Source organism: Lachnospiraceae bacterium KGMB03038, from assembly GCA_007361935.1.
In the GTDB taxonomy this organism is placed as follows: domain Bacteria; phylum Bacillota; class Clostridia; order Lachnospirales; family Lachnospiraceae; genus Massilistercora.
In genome coordinates, this window is record CP041667.1 from 1,417,169 (window position 1) to 1,437,380 (window position 20,212).

16 protein-coding genes are annotated in these 20,212 nt (G+C 48.9%); all 16 read left to right on the top strand.

The window, feature by feature from the left end; genetic code table 11:
* Positions 1-21 precede the first annotated feature (21 nt).
* The 16 genes from FND36_06750 (at position 22) to ftsZ (ending at position 20,187) form a co-directional block, all read left to right on the top strand.
* Positions 22-2,646: a restriction endonuclease subunit R gene (locus FND36_06750; protein QDW73760.1), complete on the top strand. Its 2,625-nt coding sequence runs from the start codon at positions 22-24 to the stop codon at positions 2,644-2,646.
* A 118-nt stretch (positions 2,647-2,764) separates the two neighbouring features.
* The gene (fba, locus tag FND36_06755; protein ID QDW73761.1) at positions 2,765-3,700 is read left to right on the top strand and encodes a class II fructose-1,6-bisphosphate aldolase; all 936 of its coding nucleotides are present in this window, start codon (positions 2,765-2,767) and stop codon (positions 3,698-3,700) included.
* Between the two features lie 190 nt (positions 3,701-3,890).
* Entirely contained in the window at positions 3,891-6,122 is a 2,232-nt protein-coding gene (gene pflB / locus FND36_06760; protein QDW73762.1) for a formate C-acetyltransferase, read from the top strand.
* 56 nt (positions 6,123-6,178) lie between these two features.
* Positions 6,179-7,342, top strand: coding sequence for a cell division protein FtsW (locus FND36_06765; protein ID QDW73763.1), 1,164 nt, complete (start codon positions 6,179-6,181; stop codon positions 7,340-7,342).
* 116 nt (positions 7,343-7,458) lie between these two features.
* On the top strand, positions 7,459-8,298 hold the full coding sequence (locus tag FND36_06770) for a DegV family protein (protein QDW73764.1): 840 nt from the start codon (positions 7,459-7,461) through the stop codon (positions 8,296-8,298).
* 57 nt (positions 8,299-8,355) lie between these two features.
* Positions 8,356-8,637 carry a hypothetical protein gene (locus FND36_06775; GenBank protein QDW73765.1) on the top strand — a complete coding sequence of 94 codons (282 nt, stop codon included), beginning with the start codon at positions 8,356-8,358 and terminating at the stop codon, positions 8,635-8,637.
* Positions 8,638-8,883: 246 nt separating this feature from the next.
* Positions 8,884-9,324 (top strand): division/cell wall cluster transcriptional repressor MraZ, encoded by a 441-nt coding sequence (mraZ, locus tag FND36_06780; protein ID QDW73766.1) that lies wholly within the window; start codon positions 8,884-8,886, stop codon positions 9,322-9,324.
* Positions 9,325-9,335: 11 nt separating this feature from the next.
* A complete protein-coding gene (gene rsmH / locus FND36_06785) occupies positions 9,336-10,271 on the top strand; it encodes a 16S rRNA (cytosine(1402)-N(4))-methyltransferase RsmH (protein QDW73767.1) in 936 nt (311 codons plus the stop codon).
* A 23-nt stretch (positions 10,272-10,294) separates the two neighbouring features.
* Positions 10,295-10,813 carry a hypothetical protein gene (locus FND36_06790; protein QDW73768.1) on the top strand — a complete coding sequence of 173 codons (519 nt, stop codon included), beginning with the start codon at positions 10,295-10,297 and terminating at the stop codon, positions 10,811-10,813.
* An 11-nt stretch (positions 10,814-10,824) separates the two neighbouring features.
* On the top strand, positions 10,825-12,657 hold the full coding sequence (locus tag FND36_06795; protein QDW73769.1) for a penicillin-binding protein 2: 1,833 nt from the start codon (positions 10,825-10,827) through the stop codon (positions 12,655-12,657).
* A 68-nt stretch (positions 12,658-12,725) separates the two neighbouring features.
* Positions 12,726-14,447, top strand: coding sequence for a peptidoglycan glycosyltransferase (locus FND36_06800; GenBank protein QDW73770.1), 1,722 nt, complete (start codon positions 12,726-12,728; stop codon positions 14,445-14,447).
* 80 nt (positions 14,448-14,527) lie between these two features.
* The gene (locus FND36_06805; protein ID QDW73771.1) at positions 14,528-15,484 is read left to right on the top strand and encodes a phospho-N-acetylmuramoyl-pentapeptide-transferase; all 957 of its coding nucleotides are present in this window, start codon (positions 14,528-14,530) and stop codon (positions 15,482-15,484) included.
* Positions 15,485-15,504: 20 nt separating this feature from the next.
* Positions 15,505-16,857: a UDP-N-acetylmuramoyl-L-alanine--D-glutamate ligase gene (locus FND36_06810; protein QDW75565.1), complete on the top strand. Its 1,353-nt coding sequence runs from the start codon at positions 15,505-15,507 to the stop codon at positions 16,855-16,857.
* A gap of 15 nt (positions 16,858-16,872) precedes the next feature.
* On the top strand, positions 16,873-17,955 hold the full coding sequence (locus FND36_06815) for a cell division protein FtsW (protein QDW73772.1): 1,083 nt from the start codon (positions 16,873-16,875) through the stop codon (positions 17,953-17,955).
* 75 nt (positions 17,956-18,030) lie between these two features.
* A complete protein-coding gene (locus FND36_06820; protein ID QDW73773.1) occupies positions 18,031-18,825 on the top strand; it encodes an FtsQ-type POTRA domain-containing protein in 795 nt (264 codons plus the stop codon).
* 129 nt (positions 18,826-18,954) lie between these two features.
* Positions 18,955-20,187 (top strand): cell division protein FtsZ, encoded by a 1,233-nt coding sequence (gene ftsZ, locus FND36_06825; protein QDW73774.1) that lies wholly within the window; start codon positions 18,955-18,957, stop codon positions 20,185-20,187.
* Positions 20,188-20,212: the final 25 nt, after the last annotated feature.

Here is a 20,212-nt window from a genome sequence, read left to right on the forward strand (position 1 = left end):
AAAAGGAGCGTAGCAGGCAGGATGGAAGAAAAGAAGCGGTTCCGGCAGTCAGAGCTTGTGCTGGAAGTAAGTATGGCTTATGACGGAGCAAAACTGGATTACGAAGCCTGGCAGCCATTTGTAGACCGGCTGTGCGGGAACAGGACTTATCAGAAAGAAGCGATCCGGCGGGCAGTGGTCTACCTGGCTTCAGGAAACGATCAGAATCTGGAAGAGCTGGCTTTGAAAAATTACGGGAGAAATCCCAGGCTGGAAGAAAAATATGGCTCCAGAGAGGAATTTCTGGAGATTCTGCAGATGCGGGATAAATTATACGCGGATCTGGACCTTGCCACGGGAACCGGCAAATCCTATGTGATCTATGGCATCGCCCAGATCGCGCTTGGGATTGGCCTGGTGGAGCGGGTGCTGGTGCTGGTGCCTTCTCTGACGATCGAGGCGGGGCTGATGGAGAAATTTGAGGCGTTAAGCTCTGATCCAGGGCTGAAGGAGCTGATCCCGGAGGAAGCAAAGATCCGCAATCCCTCTATCGTGACCGCCAACGAGACGGTAAAGAAGGGGGATCTGTGTGTGGAAAATATCCACGCGGTCTATCAAAACACAGGGTCTTCCATCGAAGACAGTTTCAGGGAGACGGGCGGAAACACGCTGGTTCTAAACGACGAGGCTCATCATATTTTCAATCGGCCTTCCGGGAACACCTCAGAGGATCGGAATATGAAGAAATGGAAGGAATTTCTGCTGGATGAGAAGTATGGATTCCGGTATATGCTGGGCTTTACCGGGACGGCTTATCTTGAGAATGAGTATTTCCCGGATGTGATCTTCCGCTATTCCCTCCGGCAGGCCATCGAAGACAAGGTGGTCAAGAACGTAGACTATGTGCGGGAGGACGACAGCGGGGACGACCGGGAGCGGCTTCAGAAGATTTATCAGAACCATCAGAAGAATATCCGGGATTACCCGAAGGTAAAACCTTTGAGCATTTTGGTGACAAGAGATATCAGAAGCGCCAAAAATTTATATGAAGAATTGATCCATTTCCTGATGGAATGGGAAGGAAAAGAGCGGGAAGAGGCAGAAAAGAAAGTGCTGATCGTTACTTCTTCCAGAGAACATAAAGCAAATGTGGCAAAGCTAAGGTATGTGGACGACCGGGAAGACGAGACCCAGTGGATTGTTTCCGTATCCATGCTGACGGAAGGGTGGGATGTGAAGAATGTATTTCAGATCGTACCCTGGAAGGAACGGGCGTTTAATTCCCGGCTTTTGATCGCCCAGGTGCTGGGGCGGGGGTTAAGGGTCCCGGCGGAATATACCCTTCCCCAGCCCAAGGTCACGGTGTTTAACCACAGCGCATGGAGCAGTAAGATCAAAGATCTGGTGGAGGAAGTGCTGGAGATCGAAGCTAGGATCTACAGCAAGCCTATGGAAGAAGGGGAACGGTCCAAATATCATTTTACCCTGCGCAATATTGACTATACCACGACCCAGAGAGAGGAAGAGAAGAAATCCCAGACAGGGACGGTGGATTTCTCCCGGATGATGCGAGAAGGGATCGTGCTGGAATCCCAGTCCATACAGGAAGAGCAGGAGACGGTCTATGAATCGGTCCTTGGTCAGGGCAGCCAGAAGCGGGAGTACGAGATCCGTAATGTGACCTACACCATTGACGAGGTGGTGGACAAGATCTTCGATGAATTTGAACAGCGAGAGTGGGAAGGAAGGACGCTGAAGCTGGGAGAAGAGGAATATACTAAGAATCAGCTTCCTCCGCGGAGGCAGATTGAGGATATGATCCGGCTTTCCATGGAGAAGCGGGGCAATCAGGGAGAAGAGATCGTGGAGAAAAATGTCCATAAGATCCTGACGGCTTTCGCTCCTCTTCTCAGGAAGAAAACGAAGTCTGTGGTGGCAGTGGAAAAGGCAGGGGATACCTATGAGATATCCACCAGGAATCTCTCCCGGCAGTCGGTGAGCGTCAGCCTTCTGCGCCAAGACCACACGGTTTACTTTACCAACAATTGGGAAGCGGAGATCCAGGATGAAGACCAAAGAAGGATCACGGAAGCGCTTTTTGAAGACGAGAGTTTCCCAAGATCCGCATACCGCGATCAGATCAATTATGGCTGGTTTAAGACGCCTGTGACCACAGTCATCACAGCCTCAAAGCCGGAGCGCAAGTTTGCGGACCTGCTCTGCAGGCGGGAAAACGCGGAGGCGCTGGAAGCCTGGATCAAGTCGGGAGACAAGGGATTCTATGAGATCAGCTATAGCTGCCGGTATGGCTCCGGCAGGTCCAAGACCCGGAAATATTACCACACCACGTTTAACCCGGACTTTTTCCTCAAGGTCCGCAAAGACGGATACCAGTATTTCGTGGTGGTGGAGATCAAAGAGGATGGAGATGCAAGCGAGGAGAACCGGGCGAAAAACCGGTACGCGCGGGAGCATTTTAAGGAACTGAACCGCCGGCTGGAAGCAGAGGGCGAAAAAGAGAGGTATCTGTTCCATTTTCTGTCTCCCAACGGTTACCATACATTCTTCGACTATCTCAGAGACGGGAAGCTTCTGGAAAGCCAGGATACTTTTAAGTGTGAGCTGGAGCTTCTGCTGGAGGCGGCGGGAGACCAGGAAGAGGGATAAGAAATAAAAAGGACAGATTAGCTGAAATGGCGGAGATTAATTTGACGGAAGTCTTTCCATTTGGTACAATCTATTACAGTGGTAAAAATTATATTTTATAGAAAGAAGGGATTAAGAGATGCCATTGGTAACAACAAAAGAAATGTTTAAAAAGGCATATGAGGGAGGATACGCGATCGGCGCGTTCAACGTGAACAATATGGAGATTGTCCAGGGAATCACAGAAGCGGCCGGAGAACTGAATTCTCCATTGATCCTGCAGGTTTCCGCGGGGGCAAGAAAGTATGCGAAGCACGCCTATCTGACCAAGCTTGTGGAGGCGGCTCTCTTGGAAAATGATATTCCGATCGCCCTGCACCTGGATCACGGCGCTGATTTTGAGATCTGTAAATCCTGCATCGACGGCGGATTTACCTCTGTTATGATCGATGGATCTAAATATTCTTTTGAGGAGAATATCGCTCTGACTAAGAAGGTTGTGGAATACGCTCATGAGAAAGGCGTAGTGGTAGAAGGAGAACTTGGAAAGCTTGCGGGAATCGAAGACGATGTAAACGTAAACGCGGAAGACGCTTCCTATACACGTCCGGAAGAAGTAGAAGAATTTGTAAGCCGCACAGGAGTAGATTCTCTTGCCATCGCCATCGGTACGAGCCACGGGGCGTTTAAATTCAAACCAGGCCAGAAGCCGCAGCTTCGGTTTGATATCCTGGAGGAGATCGAGAAACGTCTTCCAAACTTCCCGATCGTACTTCACGGAGCTTCCTCTGTATCTCAGGAGTATGTGAAGATCATTCAGGCAAACGGCGGAAATCTGGCCGACGCTATTGGAATTCCGGAGGATATGCTGAGACAGGCGGCAAAATCCGCTGTATGTAAGATCAACATTGATTCTGACCTGCGTCTTGCCATGACGGCAGGCGTCAGAGAAGTCCTGCATCAGAAACCGGAAGTATTTGATCCGCGTGAATATCTGAAGGTTGGACGGGCATATGTCAAAGAAGTCGTAGCTCACAAGATCGTCAACGTTCTGGGAAGCGACGGAAAAGCGTAAAGAAAAAGATTGACGAATGGTTCTGGGGAATGGTATACTTTCTCTGTAAACTTAGAAGGGCTCTATTACTGACGGATAATGTGGATTACCACAGGGGAATAGAGTACCGTGATCAGCCGACCGTCTGGGCAGCATCGAAAATGGGTGCTGCCCTTTTTTGATGCCATATACAGAAAACAGGAGGAAACAGATGTTTACACAGTGGGAAGGATTTAAAGGTGGAAGCTGGCGGGAGCATATTGACGTAAGGGACTTTATCCAGAAAAATTACCGGCCTTACGAGGGGGATGAAAGTTTTCTCGCGCCGCCTACACAGCGGACAGAAAAACTGCTGCGCAAGCTGGAGAACCTGATGGCTCTGGAGCGGGAATTTGGCGGGGTGCTGGATATCGATACCCAGACAGTCACCTCTCTTTTGAACTATAAGCCTGGATACCTGGATAAAGACCAGGAGATCATTGTGGGACTGCAGACAGACCGTCCTTTGAAGAGGGGAGTAAATCCTTTTGGAGGTCTTAGGATGACGCGGGAAGCCTGCCGGGCCTATGGATATGAACTGTCCCAGAAGGTGGAAGATGAATTCCAGTACCGGACTACTCACAACGATGGGGTATTCCGAGTGTACAACAAGGCTACCAAAGCGGCCCGGCACTGCGGACTGATCACCGGTCTGCCAGACGCCTATGGAAGAGGCAGGATCATTGGAGATTACCGGAGGGCGGCTCTCTACGGGATTGATTTTCTGATCCAGGAGAAGCAGAAAGACAAAGACCGGATCGGTATGGAAGATATGGATGTAGATCATATCCGGCAGCTGGAAGAGTTGTACCAGCAGATCAATTTCCTGGGAAAACTGAAAGAGATGGCGGCGATGTACGGCTATGACATCAGCGGCCCGGCCGGAAATGCCAAAGAAGCGGTCCAGTGGCTTTATTTCGCTTACCTTGGGGCGATCAAGGAGCAGAACGGGGCGGCCATGAGTTTGGGAAGAACAGCTACATTTCTGGATATTTATTTTGAGAGAGATCTAAAGCGTGGGATCCTGACGGAAGAAGAAGCGCAGGAGATCATCGATGATTTTGTGATGAAGCTTCGTATGGCAAGGCATCTGCGGACGCCGGAGTACAACGAGCTGTTTGCCGGAGATCCTATGTGGATCACGGAATCTCTGGGAGGCATGGGAGAAGACGGAAGATGCCTGGTAACAAAGAATACCTACCGGATGCTGCATACACTGTACAATCTGAAGCCTTCCGCGGAGCCGAATCTGACCATCCTGTGGTCGGAGAAGCTGCCGGAGAATTTCAAACGGTACTGCGCCAAGGTTTCCTGTGATACCGATGCCATCCAGTACGAAAATGACGATCTGATGCGGCCAAGATACGGGGATGATTACGGAATTGCCTGCTGTGTCTCCGCCATGCGGATCGGCAAGGAGATGCAGTTCTTTGGCGCCAGGGCAAACCTGGCTAAGATGCTTTTGATGGCCTTAAACGGCGGAAAAGACGAGAAGCAGAATATACAGGTGGGACCGGAGCATGAGCCTTACCAAGGAGAGTACCTGGAATATGATAAGGTAATGGAACTGCTTGATATCTACCGGCCCTGGCTGGCGAAGATGTACGCCAACACCATGAATGTGATCCATTATATGCATGACAAATACGCCTATGAGAAGACTCAGATGGCCCTCCATGATACAGAGGTCCACCGCTATATGGCTTTTGGCGTAGCTGGCATGAGCGTGCTGGCGGATTCGCTTTCCGCGATCCGTTACGCAAAGGTCCGCTGTGTGAGAGACCCGGAGACAGGGCTTATTACCGACTACCAGGTGGAAGGAGAGTATCCGGCCTTTGGAAACGACGATGACCGGGTGGATGAACTGGCAAAAGAACAGGTAAGGCTGTTCTGCGAAGAATTGAAAAAGCAGAAATTATACCGGAACGCGGAACCTACGCTGTCGATCCTGACCATTACTTCAAATGTAGTGTACGGCAAGAAAACAGGATCTACTCCGGATGGAAGAAAAGCGGGAGAGCCGTTTGCTCCAGGAGCGAATCCCATGCATGGACGGGATAAGAGCGGGGCGCTGGCATCTTTGAATTCCGTGGCGAAGCTTTCCTATGACTGGTGCAGGGACGGCATCTCGAACACCTTTTCCATTGTGCCGGAGGCGATGGGAAAGACAGAGGAGGAACGGCTGCGCAACCTGACGGCGGTGCTGGATGGATATTTCCAGCAGATGGCCCATCACCTGAACGTAAATGTACTGAACCGCAGTACCCTTCTTGATGCTTACGAACATCCGGAGCGATATCCTAATCTTACGATCCGGGTGTCCGGATATGCGGTGAATTTTGTGAAGCTTTCGAAAGAACAGCAAAGGGAAGTGATCTCAAGGACGTTCCATGAGCGAATTTAACGGTTGTTTTTCTGCGCGTAACTGAGTATAATGAAAACGATTGGAGTGTAGATATTATGGCAGGGACGCGCAGAAAGAAAAAAGAGAATAAAGGACCAGTCCCGGTCAGATATTATGATTATAGTCTGATGGCGGTACTGGTCTTTCTTGTTTGTTTCGGACTGGTGATGTTATACAGCACCAGCGCTTACAGCGCAATGATCGAATATAATGACAGCATGTACTATTTTAAGCGGCAGATCATATTCTGTATCTTGGGATTTGTCATTATTTATGTAGTGTCCAAGATCAATTATCATTGGTATATCCGCAGGGCGAAAGCTTTCTACATTATTTCTTTGGCCGCGATGGCTTTGGTACAGACGCCTCTTGGCAAGGAAGTTAATGGCGCCAGACGGTGGATCCAGCTTCCGCTGGGGCAGCAGTTCCAGCCTTCTGAGCTTACGAAGATCGCGGTGATCCTGTTTATCCCGGTGGTGATCTGTAAGATGGGGAAAGAATTTAAAACTATGGTGGGAGCCGCGAAAGCTCTGGCTTGGGGAGCTGTGGCGGCCGCCGGAGTGCTGTTTTTGACAGAGAACTTAAGTACGGCGCTTATTGTGCTTGGAATCAGCTGCGCTATTATTTTCGTTGCCCATCCAAGGACGAAGCCGTTTGTTATTTTGTTTGCCGCCGGCATTGCTAGTTTTGTGATACTGGTGCTGACACTGGGGAATCAGCTTGCTTCCAGCAGTAATTTCCGGTTCCGGAGGCTTGCTGTGTGGCTCAACCTGGAAGAATACGCGGAAACCGGCGGCTACCAGACTCTTCAGGGACTTTACGCAATCGGGTCTGGCGGGTTCTTCGGCAAGGGGCTGGGGAACAGCGCTCAGAAAATGGTGATCCCGGAGGTGCAGAATGATATGATTCTTACGGTGATCTGTGAGGAATTGGGAGTCTTTGGAGTGATCGTGCTGCTGGTGCTTTTTGGTATGCTGCTGTATCGGATCTTGGTGATCGCCCAGAACGCGCCGGATCTCTATGGCTCCCTGATCGTGACGGGGATTTTTGCCCATATTGCGCTTCAGGTTTTCCTGAATGTGGCGGTAGTGACAAATATTCTTCCGAATACTGGAGTCACGCTTCCTTTCATCAGTTATGGGGGAACGTCGGTGCTGTTTTTGATGGCGGAGATGGGAATTGTTCTGGGAGTGTCAAGAACGATCAAATTTAGTGAATAATTTCCTTTTCTTTCCACAGGTTCTATGTTATGATATTATACGTGGTATTTAATACTATGTGTAATAGAAATGAATGACGGGCAAAAGACGGCGGCCTGTATGCAGGGAGGATGACTATGAGTTATAAGATTGTTGTGGACAGCTGTGGAGAATTGACGAAAGAAATGAAGGAATCTGGACATTTTGAGACGGCGTCTCTGGAGATTGATGTCAATGGACATCATATTATTGATGACGAGACCTTTGATCAGGCGAGATTTTTGCAGCTGGTATCTGAGTCGCCGGAATGTCCCAAATCCTCCTGCCCTTCTCCGGAAAGATACATGGAAGCGTTTCACTGCGAAGAAGAACATGTTTACGCGGTAACGCTTTCCGCGGAACTGAGCGGATCATACAACAGCGCTCAGCTGGGAAAAAAGCTGTATCATGAGGAATATGGGGAAAAGGACATCTATATATTCAATTCCCGCTCCGCTTCGGTAGGCGAGACTTTGATCGCCAAGAAGGCGGCGGAATGTGAAGAAAAGGGGATGAGCTTCCAGGAGACCATTGATGCGGTGGAAGCATATATTCAAGAACAAGATACGTATTTTGTGCTGGAGACCCTGGAGACGCTCCGTAAAAACGGGAGACTGACTGGATTGAAAGCAATCGTGGCCTCCGCGCTGAATATTAAACCGGTAATGGGGGCGACGCCTAATGGAACCATCTGTCAGCTTGGACAGGCCAGAGGGATCAAAAAGGCCTTGAGTAAGATGGTGGATGAGATTATCAAAAATCTGAAAAATCCTACAGAAAAGATTCTGGCGATTTCTCACTGCAACTGTCCAAAGCGGGCGGAAGATGTGGCGGATATGTTAAAAGAGCGGGCTTCATTTAAGGATGTCATTATTCTTGACACGGCAGGGATCAGCAGTATGTACGCATCCGACGGCGGTGTGATCGTGGTTGTATAATCAGAAAGATTGTGGTAGAATATCCCTATTGGAGCGGATAGGAGGAACACAGTTGTTATGAGTCAGGAAAAAGTAGACAAATATAAAAAAGAAAAGGCCAACCGTAAGCAGATCATGCGCAAAGAGAAAGCCGCAAACGTGATTCGCAAGTGCGTTGTTGGAGTGGTAGGAATTCTTCTGATAGGCTGGATCGGCTATTCCGCATATGGGACCTATGAGAGCAGCAAGGCCACAGAAGAAGTACAGATCGACTATACGGCAGTAAATGAACTGCAGGACCGACTGGCTACCGTGCAGGCGGAAGAAGCAGAAGCCGCAGAAGCGGAAACCGCAGAATAGCCGGGAAAAACTGAAGAAAAATCCAAAAGGACAAGAACGGAAACGGTTCTTGTCTTTTTTTTGATTTGGGACAGGGCTTTTTTAATTTGGGCCGGGGGATTTTTAAAAATCCCCCGGCCCAAATTAAAAAAAGGGGTTGAAATCAGCAAAAATATGGTTTACAATGAGGTCAAGTGGTAGGAAGTGGTGAAAAGTGGAACGAAGTGGAGACTAAGTGGCAGACCGCTTCGAAAGAAGGTGAGTTTCATGTTGAAAGGAGAGTACAGTCATAATATTGACCCGAAAGGCAGATTGATCATTCCCGCTAAGTTTCGTGACGATCTTGGGGAGAATTTCGTCATTACAAAAGGAATGGAACACTGCTTGTACGTATATCCGGAAAACGAATGGAACGCCTTTGAAGAGAAACTGAACGCCTTACCCACCACCACAGACAAAAAAGCCCGTGCTTTCGCGTATTTCTTTCAGGGAAGCGCGGCGGACGGGGACCTTGATAAGCAAGGGAGAACCTTGATCCCATCGGTTCTCAGGGACTATGCCAAATTAGAAAAGGAAGTAGTCTTTATCGGTATGGGGAAGCGTGCCGAGATCTGGGACAAAGCAAGATGGGATGAAAAGAATGCTGAAGTGGAACTCAACATTGAGGATATCGCATCCGATATGGAAGAGAGCGGATTCAGTATCTAGAGGGAGAAGATATGGAGTTCGAACACACATCGGTATTACTTGAAGAAACTGTAAACGGCCTGAATATCAAACCTGACGGGATCTATGTGGATGGAACGCTGGGGGGCGGAGGACATGCCTATGAGATCTGCAAAAGGTTAGGGCCTAAGGGGAGTATTGTAGGAATAGACCAGGATGGGGCAGCCATCGAGGCTGCGGGCATCCGACTGAAAGACTTCGGGGAGAAAGTCACGATCGTACGGAGCAACTATCGTGATATGAAGTCGCAGCTCCAACAGCTTGGCATTGACAAGGTCGATGGGATCGTGCTCGATCTGGGCGTATCCTCTTATCAGTTAGATACGGCAGAGCGGGGATTCTCCTATCGCGAAGATGCGCCTCTGGATATGCGGATGGATACTCGTCAGAATATGACGGCCAGGGACATCGTCAATGGCTACGGCGAACAAGAACTCTATCATATGATTCGGGATTACGGGGAGGACAAGTTCGCCAAAAATATCGCAAAACATATTGTTGAAGCGAGAGAGAAAGCGCCTGTAGAGACGACAGGGCAGCTGGTAGAGATCATACGCCAGTCCATTCCCATGAAATTTCAAAAGAAATCAGGACATCCCGCCAAACGGACGTTTCAGGCGATCCGTATTGAACTCAACAGAGAGTTGGATGTACTTAGGGATTCGCTGGATGATATGATCGAATTATTGAATCCAGGCGGGCGGATCTGTATTATTACGTTCCACTCGTTAGAGGACAGGATTGTGAAAGCGGCTTTTCGGAAAAATGAGAATCCCTGCACCTGTCCCAGTGACTTTCCCGTATGTGTATGCGGAAACGTCCCAAAGGGGAGTATAGTAACCAGAAAACCAATTCTGCCAAGTAAAGAAGAAATGGAAAGAAACAGCCGTTCTAAGAGCGCCAAGCTTCGGATATTTGAACGGTGTTAGCTGGATAAAGGGGTGATACGTACATGGCAGCAAGAACAACAGCGAGAAGATATAGCTCTGTCCGGACACAGGGACAGGCTTATGTATACGGAAATGCTGCGCCAAAACCGGTTCGGGAGTCGGAAAGGCGGGAGAGAACACCGCAGAGAAAAGTCAGCCGCCAGGTACGGAATAATCGTAGAAAAGCCCTTCGAATGAACGCGGGATATGTAGTATTTCTGACGGCGGCAGCACTGCTGACACTAGTAGTCTGCGTGGGATACGTACGTCTTCAGGCCAGGATCACGGACAGCTCTAAAAATGTGACCGCAATGCAGGAGGAACTGGCCCAGCTTCGGGAAGAAAATGACACCAGATACAACACGGTCATGGACTCTGTAGACGTAGAAGAGATAAAAAAAACAGCCCAGGAAGATCTGGGGATGGTCTACGCATCACCAGAGCAGGTAGTAGAATATGAGAGCCCATCCGCGGACTATGTAAAGCAGTATGAAAGCATTCCGGAAGACGGGGTACTGGCCCGGTCAGATCATAACAATTGACAGGTGAAAGCATGACAAGAAAGAAAAGGAATCCTCTTCGGAGAAAAATGAATAAACTAATGCAGAAAAAGCTGGTAGGAATCTTTGGGATCGTCGTACTGGCTTTTGCGCTTTTGGTGGGAAGAGTTACTTATATTAACGCTTCTAATGGAGAAGAATACACCAAAGTGGTCTTGGACCAGCAGCAGTATGACAGCAGGGTCATTCCCTTCAAGCGGGGAGACATTGTGGACCGTAACGGCACAAAACTGGCGACCAGCGAGCGGGTCTACAATGTGATCCTGGATGTGAAAGCGATGCTTGAGGACGAGGACAGTGTGGACCCCACGATCCAGGTTCTCAAAGACTGTTTTGAAATTGAGGAAGAAACGGTCCGGAACCTGATCGAAGAAAAGCCCTCCAGCAGATATGAGGTGCTGAAAAAAAGTATAGACTACAATACGGCGCGGGAGTTTGAGGAGATTGACGAAGACGATGAAAACTATCCCAATATAAAAGGAATCTGGCTGGAAGAGGATTATATAAGAACCTATCCTTACGAAACGCTCGCCTGCGATGTGATCGGTTTTACCGCTGATGGCAATGTGGGAAATAATGGGATTGAAGCGTCCTATAACTCTATTTTAAATGGAACAGACGGACGGGAGTACGGTTACCAGGACGAAAGCGCTTCTTTGGAGAGGACAGTAAAAGAACCGGAAAACGGAAGCACAGTCGTTTCGACCATAGACCTGCAGATCCAAAGCGTTGTGGAAGAACATGTTCTGGCTTTCAACGAAGCCCATAAAAATGAAGCCAGGACCGGAGAGGGAAGCGCCAATACCGGCGTGATCGTAATGAATCCGCAAAACGGAGAGATCCTGGCAGAAGCTTCTTATCCGAATTACGATCTTAACAACCCAAGAGATCTGACAAGATATTATTCGAAAGAGGAAATTCAGTCTATGGGAGACGAAGAAAAGGTGGAGGCTTTGACTTCTCTTTGGAATAACTTTTGTGTAAATGAAGTGTATGAGCCGGGATCCACCTTCAAGCCGTTCACAGTGGCGGCGGGATTGGAACTTGGGAATCTGACGGGAGACGAGACCTATTATTGCGGAGGAAAACTCCATGTAGGAGATTACGATATCCATTGCAATAATCGGAGCGGCCATGGGACTCAGACTTTGAGGCAGGCCATAGAAAATTCCTGTAATGTGGCTTTGATGGAAATCGGGGCGGATCTGGGCGTGGAGGAATTTACCCGGTATCAGGAACAGTTTGGGTTTGGAAAACAGACAGGCATCGATCTTCCGGGAGAGCAGGAAGGCGTTCTGTATACCGCGGAAAACATGGACTCAGCCAGCCTGGCCACCAATGCTTTTGGACAGAACTTTGACGTGACAATGACGCAGATGGCGGCAGGGTTCTGCTCTTTGATCAACGGCGGAGAGTATTATCAGCCCCATGTGGTCAAACAGATCCAAGATGAAAATGGAAACGTGACAGAGAACAAAGATTCTGTTTTGATCGGCCGGACAGTTTCGGAAGAGACCAGCCAGATCATCAAAGATTATATGTATAGTGTAGTAGAAGAAGGAACCGGTTCTTCCGCGGCGGTGGAAGGATACGATATTGGAGGAAAGACTGGAACCGCGGAGAAACATCCGAGAGGACAAGGCAATTATCTGGTTTCTTTTATTGGATACGCGCCCCAGGAGGATCCGCAGGTAATGATCTATGTGGTCATCGATGAACCCAACGTCGCCGTCCAGTCAGACAGCAAGCTGGCCACTACTCTGGCGGCGGATATCATGAAAGAAATACTGCCTTATCTTGGAGTAGAGAAGGCGGCGGCAGAATAAATAGAATTTGCAGAATAACCTCGCAGAAGTCTTAATAAATTATAGAAACGGCTTTTGCGAGGTTTTTTATGAAGAATAAAACTTATAATAGGAAGAAACTTTTGGTGGTGTTTCTATGCGCTGTGGGAATCGCTCTGGTGCTGGCGGGAAGACTGATCTATCTGATGGTATTTGAAGCGGAATATTATCAGGAAAAGGCGGAAGCTCTCCACGAAAGGGAGCGGGAGATCAAGGCGGCAAGAGGGGAGATCGTAGATACAAATGGTACGGTCTTGGCAACGAATCGGACGGTATGTACGATTTCCGTCATTCACAGCCAGATAAAAGAACCAGAGAAGATTATCCAGGTATTGTCCAGGGAATTAGAACTTACGGAAGAAGAAGTCAGGGGAAAGGTAGAGAAAGTTTCATCTATGGAACGGATCAAGACAAATGTGGATAAAGAGACGGGAGACAAGATCCGGAATCTGGAACTGGATGGGGTAAAAGTGGATGAAGATTTTAAGCGGTATTATCCCTATGGGGAGCTGGCATCAAAAGTCCTGGGATTTACCGGGGGAGACAACCAGGGCATCATAGGGCTGGAAGTGAAGTATGAAGAATATCTGAAAGGGGAGAATGGGACCATCCTGACAACAACAGATGCCAGGGGCGTAGAACTGGACGGAGTGGCGGAAGACCGGATCGAGCCGGTCCCAGGGCATACCCTGCAGATCAGTATGGACTACAACATCCAGATGTACGCACAGCAGATGGCGGAAAAAGTGATGGAAGAAAAGCAGGCGGACAAAGTGGGAATCCTCCTGATGAATCCTGAGAACGGCGAGATCCTGGCCATGGTAAATGTACCGGAATTTAATCTCAATGAGCCTTTTGAGCTAAATACAGGAACGGCGGAAGGGATGACAGACGAGGAACTGCAGGAAGCGCTGAACCAGATGTGGCGGAACGGCTGTATCAATGATACTTATGAGCCGGGATCTACGTTTAAGATCATTACAGCCTCCGCCTGTCTGGAAGAGGGAGTGGTAGAATTGGACGATACCTTTAGCTGTCCGGGGTACAAGATGGTAGAAGACCGGAAGATCCGATGCCATAAGGTGGGAGGACATGGGGCGGAGACATTTGTGGAAGGGATCCAGAACTCCTGCAACCCTGTGTTTATCGAGATCGGCCTGCGGCTGGGAACAGAAAATTTCTATAAGTATTTCAACCAATTCGGACTGATGGGAATGACAGGAGTAGATCTGCCGGGAGAAGCGGCCACCATCATGCATAAGCAGGAAAATGTGGGACAGGTGGAGCTTGCGACCATGAGTTTTGGACAGTCCTTTCAGGTAACGCCCATTCAGCTTGCGGCTACCGTCAGTTCCCTGGTCAATGGAGGAAACCGGGTAACGCCTCATTTTGGAGTGCGCATTTTAGATAAGGACGGAAAAGAAATCAAAGAATTTGCTTATGAAGAGGGAGAACGGATCGTTTCAGAAGAAACGTCCGAGACTATGCAGGCCCTTCTGGAGGGAGTGGTCAGAGAAGGGTCGGGGAAAAACGCTTATATTGAAGGATACCATATAGGAGGAAAGACAGCTACCTCTCAGACGCTTCCCAGAAGCGCCAACAAATACATTTCTTCCTTTATTGGATTTGCGCCTGCGGACGATCCCCGGATCCTGGGCATGTGTGTGATCTATGATCCTCAGGGGATCTATTATGGAGGGACGATCGCGGCGCCGGTCATGGGGGATATCTTCCAGAATATATTCCCCTATCTTGGCATTGAAAAAGAATAGAAAATGAAGTATACTATGTAAGATTGAAGGTATGACAGACATTTTTCAGGAAAAGAAACAAAAGAAGTAAGAGGTGTATTATGGATTATACGGTATTTATCCCGGTGCTGATCGCGTTTGCGTTAAGCGTGGTCATGGGTCCGGTGATCATTCCAATCTTAAGAAGGCTGAAAATGGGGCAGACAGAGAGGGAGGATGGCGTAAAATCGCATTTAAAAAAAGCGGGGACCCCTACCATGGGAGGAGTGATCATCCTTCTCAGTGTGGTGATCACATCGCTGTTTTACATCCGGGATTACCCGAAGATCATACCAATCCTTTTTGTAACGCTGGGATTTGGTCTGATCGGATTCTTGGATGATTATCTGAAGGTGGTCATGAAGCGCTCAGACGGGTTATTTCCCAAACAAAAGATGGCCCTGCAGATTGTAGTGACAGCCGTATTTGCTTTCTATATGGTCCGGTTTACCGATGTTTCCCTTGCTATGCTGATCCCATTTACCGGCGGGAAATATCTGGATATCGGATGGCTTGCCATTCCGCTTATGTTCTTCGCGGTGATCGGAACGGTAAATGGAGTAAACTTTACTGATGGATTGGATGGCCTGGCTTCCAGTGTGACTGTTTTGGTCGCTACTTTCTTTACCGTGGTAGCTATCGGGACCGGAAGCGGGATCGAGCCTGTTACCTGCGCGGTAGTGGGGGCGCTCCTTGGATTTCTTCTGTTTAATGTGTATCCGGCAAGTGTGTTTATGGGAGATACCGGTTCTCTGGCGCTGGGAGGATTTGTGGCCTCCACGGCGTATATGCTCCAGATGCCTATTTTCATCCTGATCGTAGGCTTGATCTATCTGGTGGAGGTTCTCTCGGTCATGATCCAGGTGACATATTTTAAGAAGACGGGAGGAAAGCGGATCTTTAAGATGGCGCCGATCCATCATCATTTCGAACTGTGCGGATGGTCAGAGACCAGAGTGGTGGCGGTATTTTCTATTATCACAGCCCTTCTTTGTCTGGTGGCTCTGATGGCGATGTAAGAGAAAGGATAGAAGCTATGATAGATACAAAGGGAAAGAACGTGCTGGTATTTGGGTCTGGCATCAGCGGAACGGCGGCGGCAGGACTTCTGGAAGAAACAGGAGCGTCTGTGACGCTCTACGATGGGAATCAGGATCTGGATATCCAGAAGTTAAAAAGCCAGCTTGGGACGGATACATCGGTGAGGATCGTACTTGGGACATTTCCGGAAGAAATCCTGGACTGTCTGGATCTGGCTGTCTTAAGTCCGGGCGTGCCCACGGATCTGCCGGCAGTAAAAGAAATGGTGTCCCGGAAGATCCAGGTGATCGGGGAGGTGGAGCTTGCGTACGCCTTTGGGAAAGGAGATGTCCTGGCGATCACAGGAACCAACGGAAAGACTACGACCACAACTCTTCTGGGGCAGATCATGAAGCGCTTCCAGGAGGATGTATTCGTGGTCGGCAATATCGGAAACCCCTATACCCTGGCGGCGAAAGAGATGACGGAACACTCCATCACGGTGGCGGAAATGAGCAGTTTCCAGCTGGAGACGATCCGGGAATTCCACCCGAAAGTCAGCGCCATCTTAAACTTCACGCCGGACCATCTGAACCGGCATCATACGATGGAAGCTTATGTGAACGCAAAGAAGAATATCGCGAAAAATCAAACCGAAGAAGATTACTGCATCCTGAACTATGAGGACGCAAGGACGAGAGAATTTGGGGAGAATGTAAAAGCACAGGTTCTATATTTCAGCAGTCAGCGTAAACTAGAAAGAGGAATCTATTTAGACCAGGGTTCTATTATTTACAAAAACCCAGACGAAGTGGAGATCTGTAAGGTCGATGAGCTTCAGATCCTGGGGACCCACAACTATGAAAATGTAATGGCGGCGGCTGGAATGGCGGCTGTTTACGGGGTCCCGGTCCAGGTGATCCGGGAGGCGGTGCTTGCCTTTAAAGGAGTGGAGCATAGGATTGAATTTGTGGCGGAAAAGAATGGAGTCGTCTATTACAATGATTCCAAGGGGACGAATCCGGATGCCGCTATCAAGGCCATTCAGGCAATGAACCGTCCGACGGTGCTGCTGGGCGGCGGGTATGATAAGGATTCGGAATACACGGAGTGGATTCGGGCTTTTGGCGGGAAAGTAAGGAAGCTGATCCTGCTGGGAGAGACAAGGGAGAAGATCGCCCAGGCCGCGGAAAGCTGCGGGTTCCATGATTATGTGATGGCAGACGGCTTTGAGGAAGCGGTGCGTCTGGCGGCAGATGCGGCAAAGAAAGGAGAAGCGGTGCTGCTGTCTCCGGCCTGCGCAAGCTGGGATATGTTTCCAAACTATGAGGTACGAGGAGAGAAATTCAAAGAGATTGTAAATTCCTTATAAGGAGTGCATAGAAGATTGACACAGCCAAAAAAGAGGAAGTATGATCTGACTCTTCTGGCCGCTCTGGGGGTGCTGGTCGTCTTTGGGCTGGTGATCCTTTACAGTACCAGCGCCTATAATGGAGAGGTCAAGTTTCACGACTCTTTTTATTATCTGAAAAAACAGGTGTTTGCCACACTGCTGGGAATCTTGGGGATGTTTCTGGTAGCGAATATGGATTATCATGTGTGGAAGCATGCGGCCGTTCTTGGATATCTGACGGCGTTGGTCCTCTCAGTGGCGGTCCTGTTTATAGGGGAAGAATACAATGGGTCCAAAAGATGGCTTTCTTTGGGCCCTTTTTCTTTTCAGCCGTCAGAGTTCGCTAAAGTGGCGGTAGTTCTTTTCCTGTCCTGGATCGTGACGAACAATATCAAAAACATGGGGAAAATGGGAACCCTTCTAAAAATTATGATATCGATCCTTCCCATCGTGGGGCTGGTGGGAGCCAGTAATTTGAGTACGGCTGTCATTATCCTGGGGATCGGGGTGATCCTGGTATTCGTGGCAAGCCCTAAATACAGTCCTTTTCTCTTAATGGGCGCGGCGGGGACCGGATTCATGGCGGTTTTTCTAGCCTTGGAAAGCTATCGTCTGGAGAGACTGGCCATCTGGCGCAACCCAGAAGCCTACGAGAAAGGCTACCAGACGCTTCAGGGCCTTTACGCCATTGGTTCTGGCGGCCTGTTTGGCCGGGGGTTGGGAGAGAGTGTCCAGAAGCTGGGATTTGTGCCGGAAGCTCAGAACGATATGATCTTTTCCATAATCTGCGAAGAATTGGGGTTGTTTGGCGCGGGATTTGTGCTGCTGTTATTTCTGATCCTGATCTGGAGGTTCTTTGTGATCGCCTCCAGGGCCCCGGACTTGTTTGGCGCTCTGATCGCGGCCGGAGCTATGGCACATATGATGATCCAGGTGATCTTAAATATAGCGGTGGTCACAAACACCATACCCAATACCGGGATCACCCTGCCCTTCATCAGCTACGGGGGAACCTCAGTCGTCTTCTTGCTGCTGGAAATGGGGCTTGTGCTGAGCGTATCAACGGTGATACAATGAACGCAAGCCGTGAAGCTAAAGGAGCGAAGCGCGGTGTTAGATATAAGATAAGGGGCAGCAAAGAGAGGAGTATATATGGAAACAAAAGAACATTTGGAAGAGCGGCCCAGGAAAAGGAGGAAGAAAAAGAGCCATAGAGTATATGCCTTTTTTGTGATCCTTTTTGGGCTTGCCATTATTATACTGACGATTTTACTGCTTTTTCACGTGCAGAAGATTGAAATACGAGGAAACCAGTACTGCACGGATAAGGAGATATCAGAAGCGGTACAAAATGACAAGTTTTCCCGCAATTCTCTGTATGTGATCGGCAAGTATCTTCTGGGAAAAGGAGAACAGCCGGCCTGCCTGGAGAGCATGAAGGTTGGGCTGAGCACGCCCTGGACTTTGCGGGTGACGGTGAAAGAAAAAGAAATCGTAGGGTATATCTACGATAACCAGGATTACGCTTATTTTGACAAGGAAGGCCTGGTGGTGAAAAAGGACACTTCTTATATTGAGGGAGTTCCGCTTGTGAAGGGCATTGAAGTGAAAGAAGTAAAATTGTATCAGTCTTTGGAGAGTGAGAATTCTCAGATTTTTGAAGAAATTTTAGAAGCGTCCAATGAATTGAAGAAAAATGATCTCTCCACGGAAAAGATCATCTGTCAGGACAGCAGGATCTATCTTTTTATCGGAAAGGTCTGTATCAGTCTGGGAAATCATGTGACCCCGGAGAAGGTGGCGCAGATTGCTCCGATCTTGGAAAAACTGGAGGGAAAAGAAGGAACCCTGCATTTGGAAAGCTATTCGGAGGGACAGGAGACGATCACCTTTGATGTGGGGGAATTTCCGGAAGGAATTTCTGAGGAAATTTCGGAAGAAAATTAAGAAAAATCCTGGAATTCTATTGATATTTTGTACAAAAGTCTATATTATAGATTATATATGGCAAAGTGTATTTTTACACTTTGTCTATGGGATGTATAAATAATAAGGATAACGAAGGAGGAGAAACCCTTGCTAGAGATTAAGACAAACGAATCGGAAGCGGCGGCAAAAATAATTGTTTGTGGAGTCGGCGGCGGCGGGAACAACGCAGTGAACCGTATGATCGATGAGCAGATTGCCGGTGTGGAATTTATAGCGATTAATACAGATAAACAGGCACTGCAGTTATGTAAAGCTCCGACGCTTATGCAGATCGGGGACAAGATCACCAAAGGGCTTGGAGCTGGAGCCAGGCCGGAAGTAGGAGAGAAAGCGGCGGAAGAAAGCGCGGAAGAGATATCAGCGGCGCTCAAAGGAGCGGATATGGTATTCGTTACCTGCGGTATGGGCGGCGGAACCGGAACAGGGGCTACGCCTGTAGTGGCGCGTATCGCCAAAGAACAGGGCGCCTTGACGGTAGGCGTTGTGACAAAACCCTTCCGTTTTGAATCTAAGACACGTATGAACAACGCGCTTCAAGGGATTGAAAAGCTGAAAGAAAATGTAGACACTCTGATTGTTATCCCGAATGATAAACTTCTTGAGGTGGTGGACAGGCGTACCACCATGCCGGAAGCCCTGAAGAAAGCGGATGAAGTGCTTCAGCAGGGTATCCAGGGCATCACAGACCTGATCAATGTACCGTCTCTGATCAATCTGGATTTCGCGGATGTTCAGACGGTTATGACGGATAAAGGAATCGCACATATTGGTATCGGACAGGGACGAGGCGATGATAAAGCGCTTGAGGCAGTGAAACAGGCGGTTGCCAGCCCGCTCCTTGAGACCACCATCGCTGGCGCATCTCATGTGATCATCAATGTATCCGGTGATATTACCCTGATGGATGCATCCGATGCGGCAGAGTACGTACAGGATCTTGCGGGAGAAGATGCAAATATTATCTTCGGCGCGATGTATGATGATTCCAGAGCGGATGAGGCTACGATCACAGTGATCGCCACAGGTCTTCACAATGTGGGAGGAAGCGCCTCTAAACTGAAATCCAGATTGGAACATCCAAGAACAGGCTCCACAGTTTCTCAGGGAAGTTTTGAGAAACATTCGGCTTCCAGCCAGCGTCCGGCGGCTGCGCGTTCTCCGCAGCTGGATATCGGACTGGCTTCTGGAAAGAGCGCGTCGGGGAGCAATGTGACCAGGAGAGCGCCGGGCGGAACCGCGCCTTCACTGGAGACGCCGAGAACCCCAACCAGTAAAGTAAAGGAACAGTCCATCAAGATTCCAGATTTCTTTAAAAAGTAATATTGTTCTTCTTAAGAGACCAGAC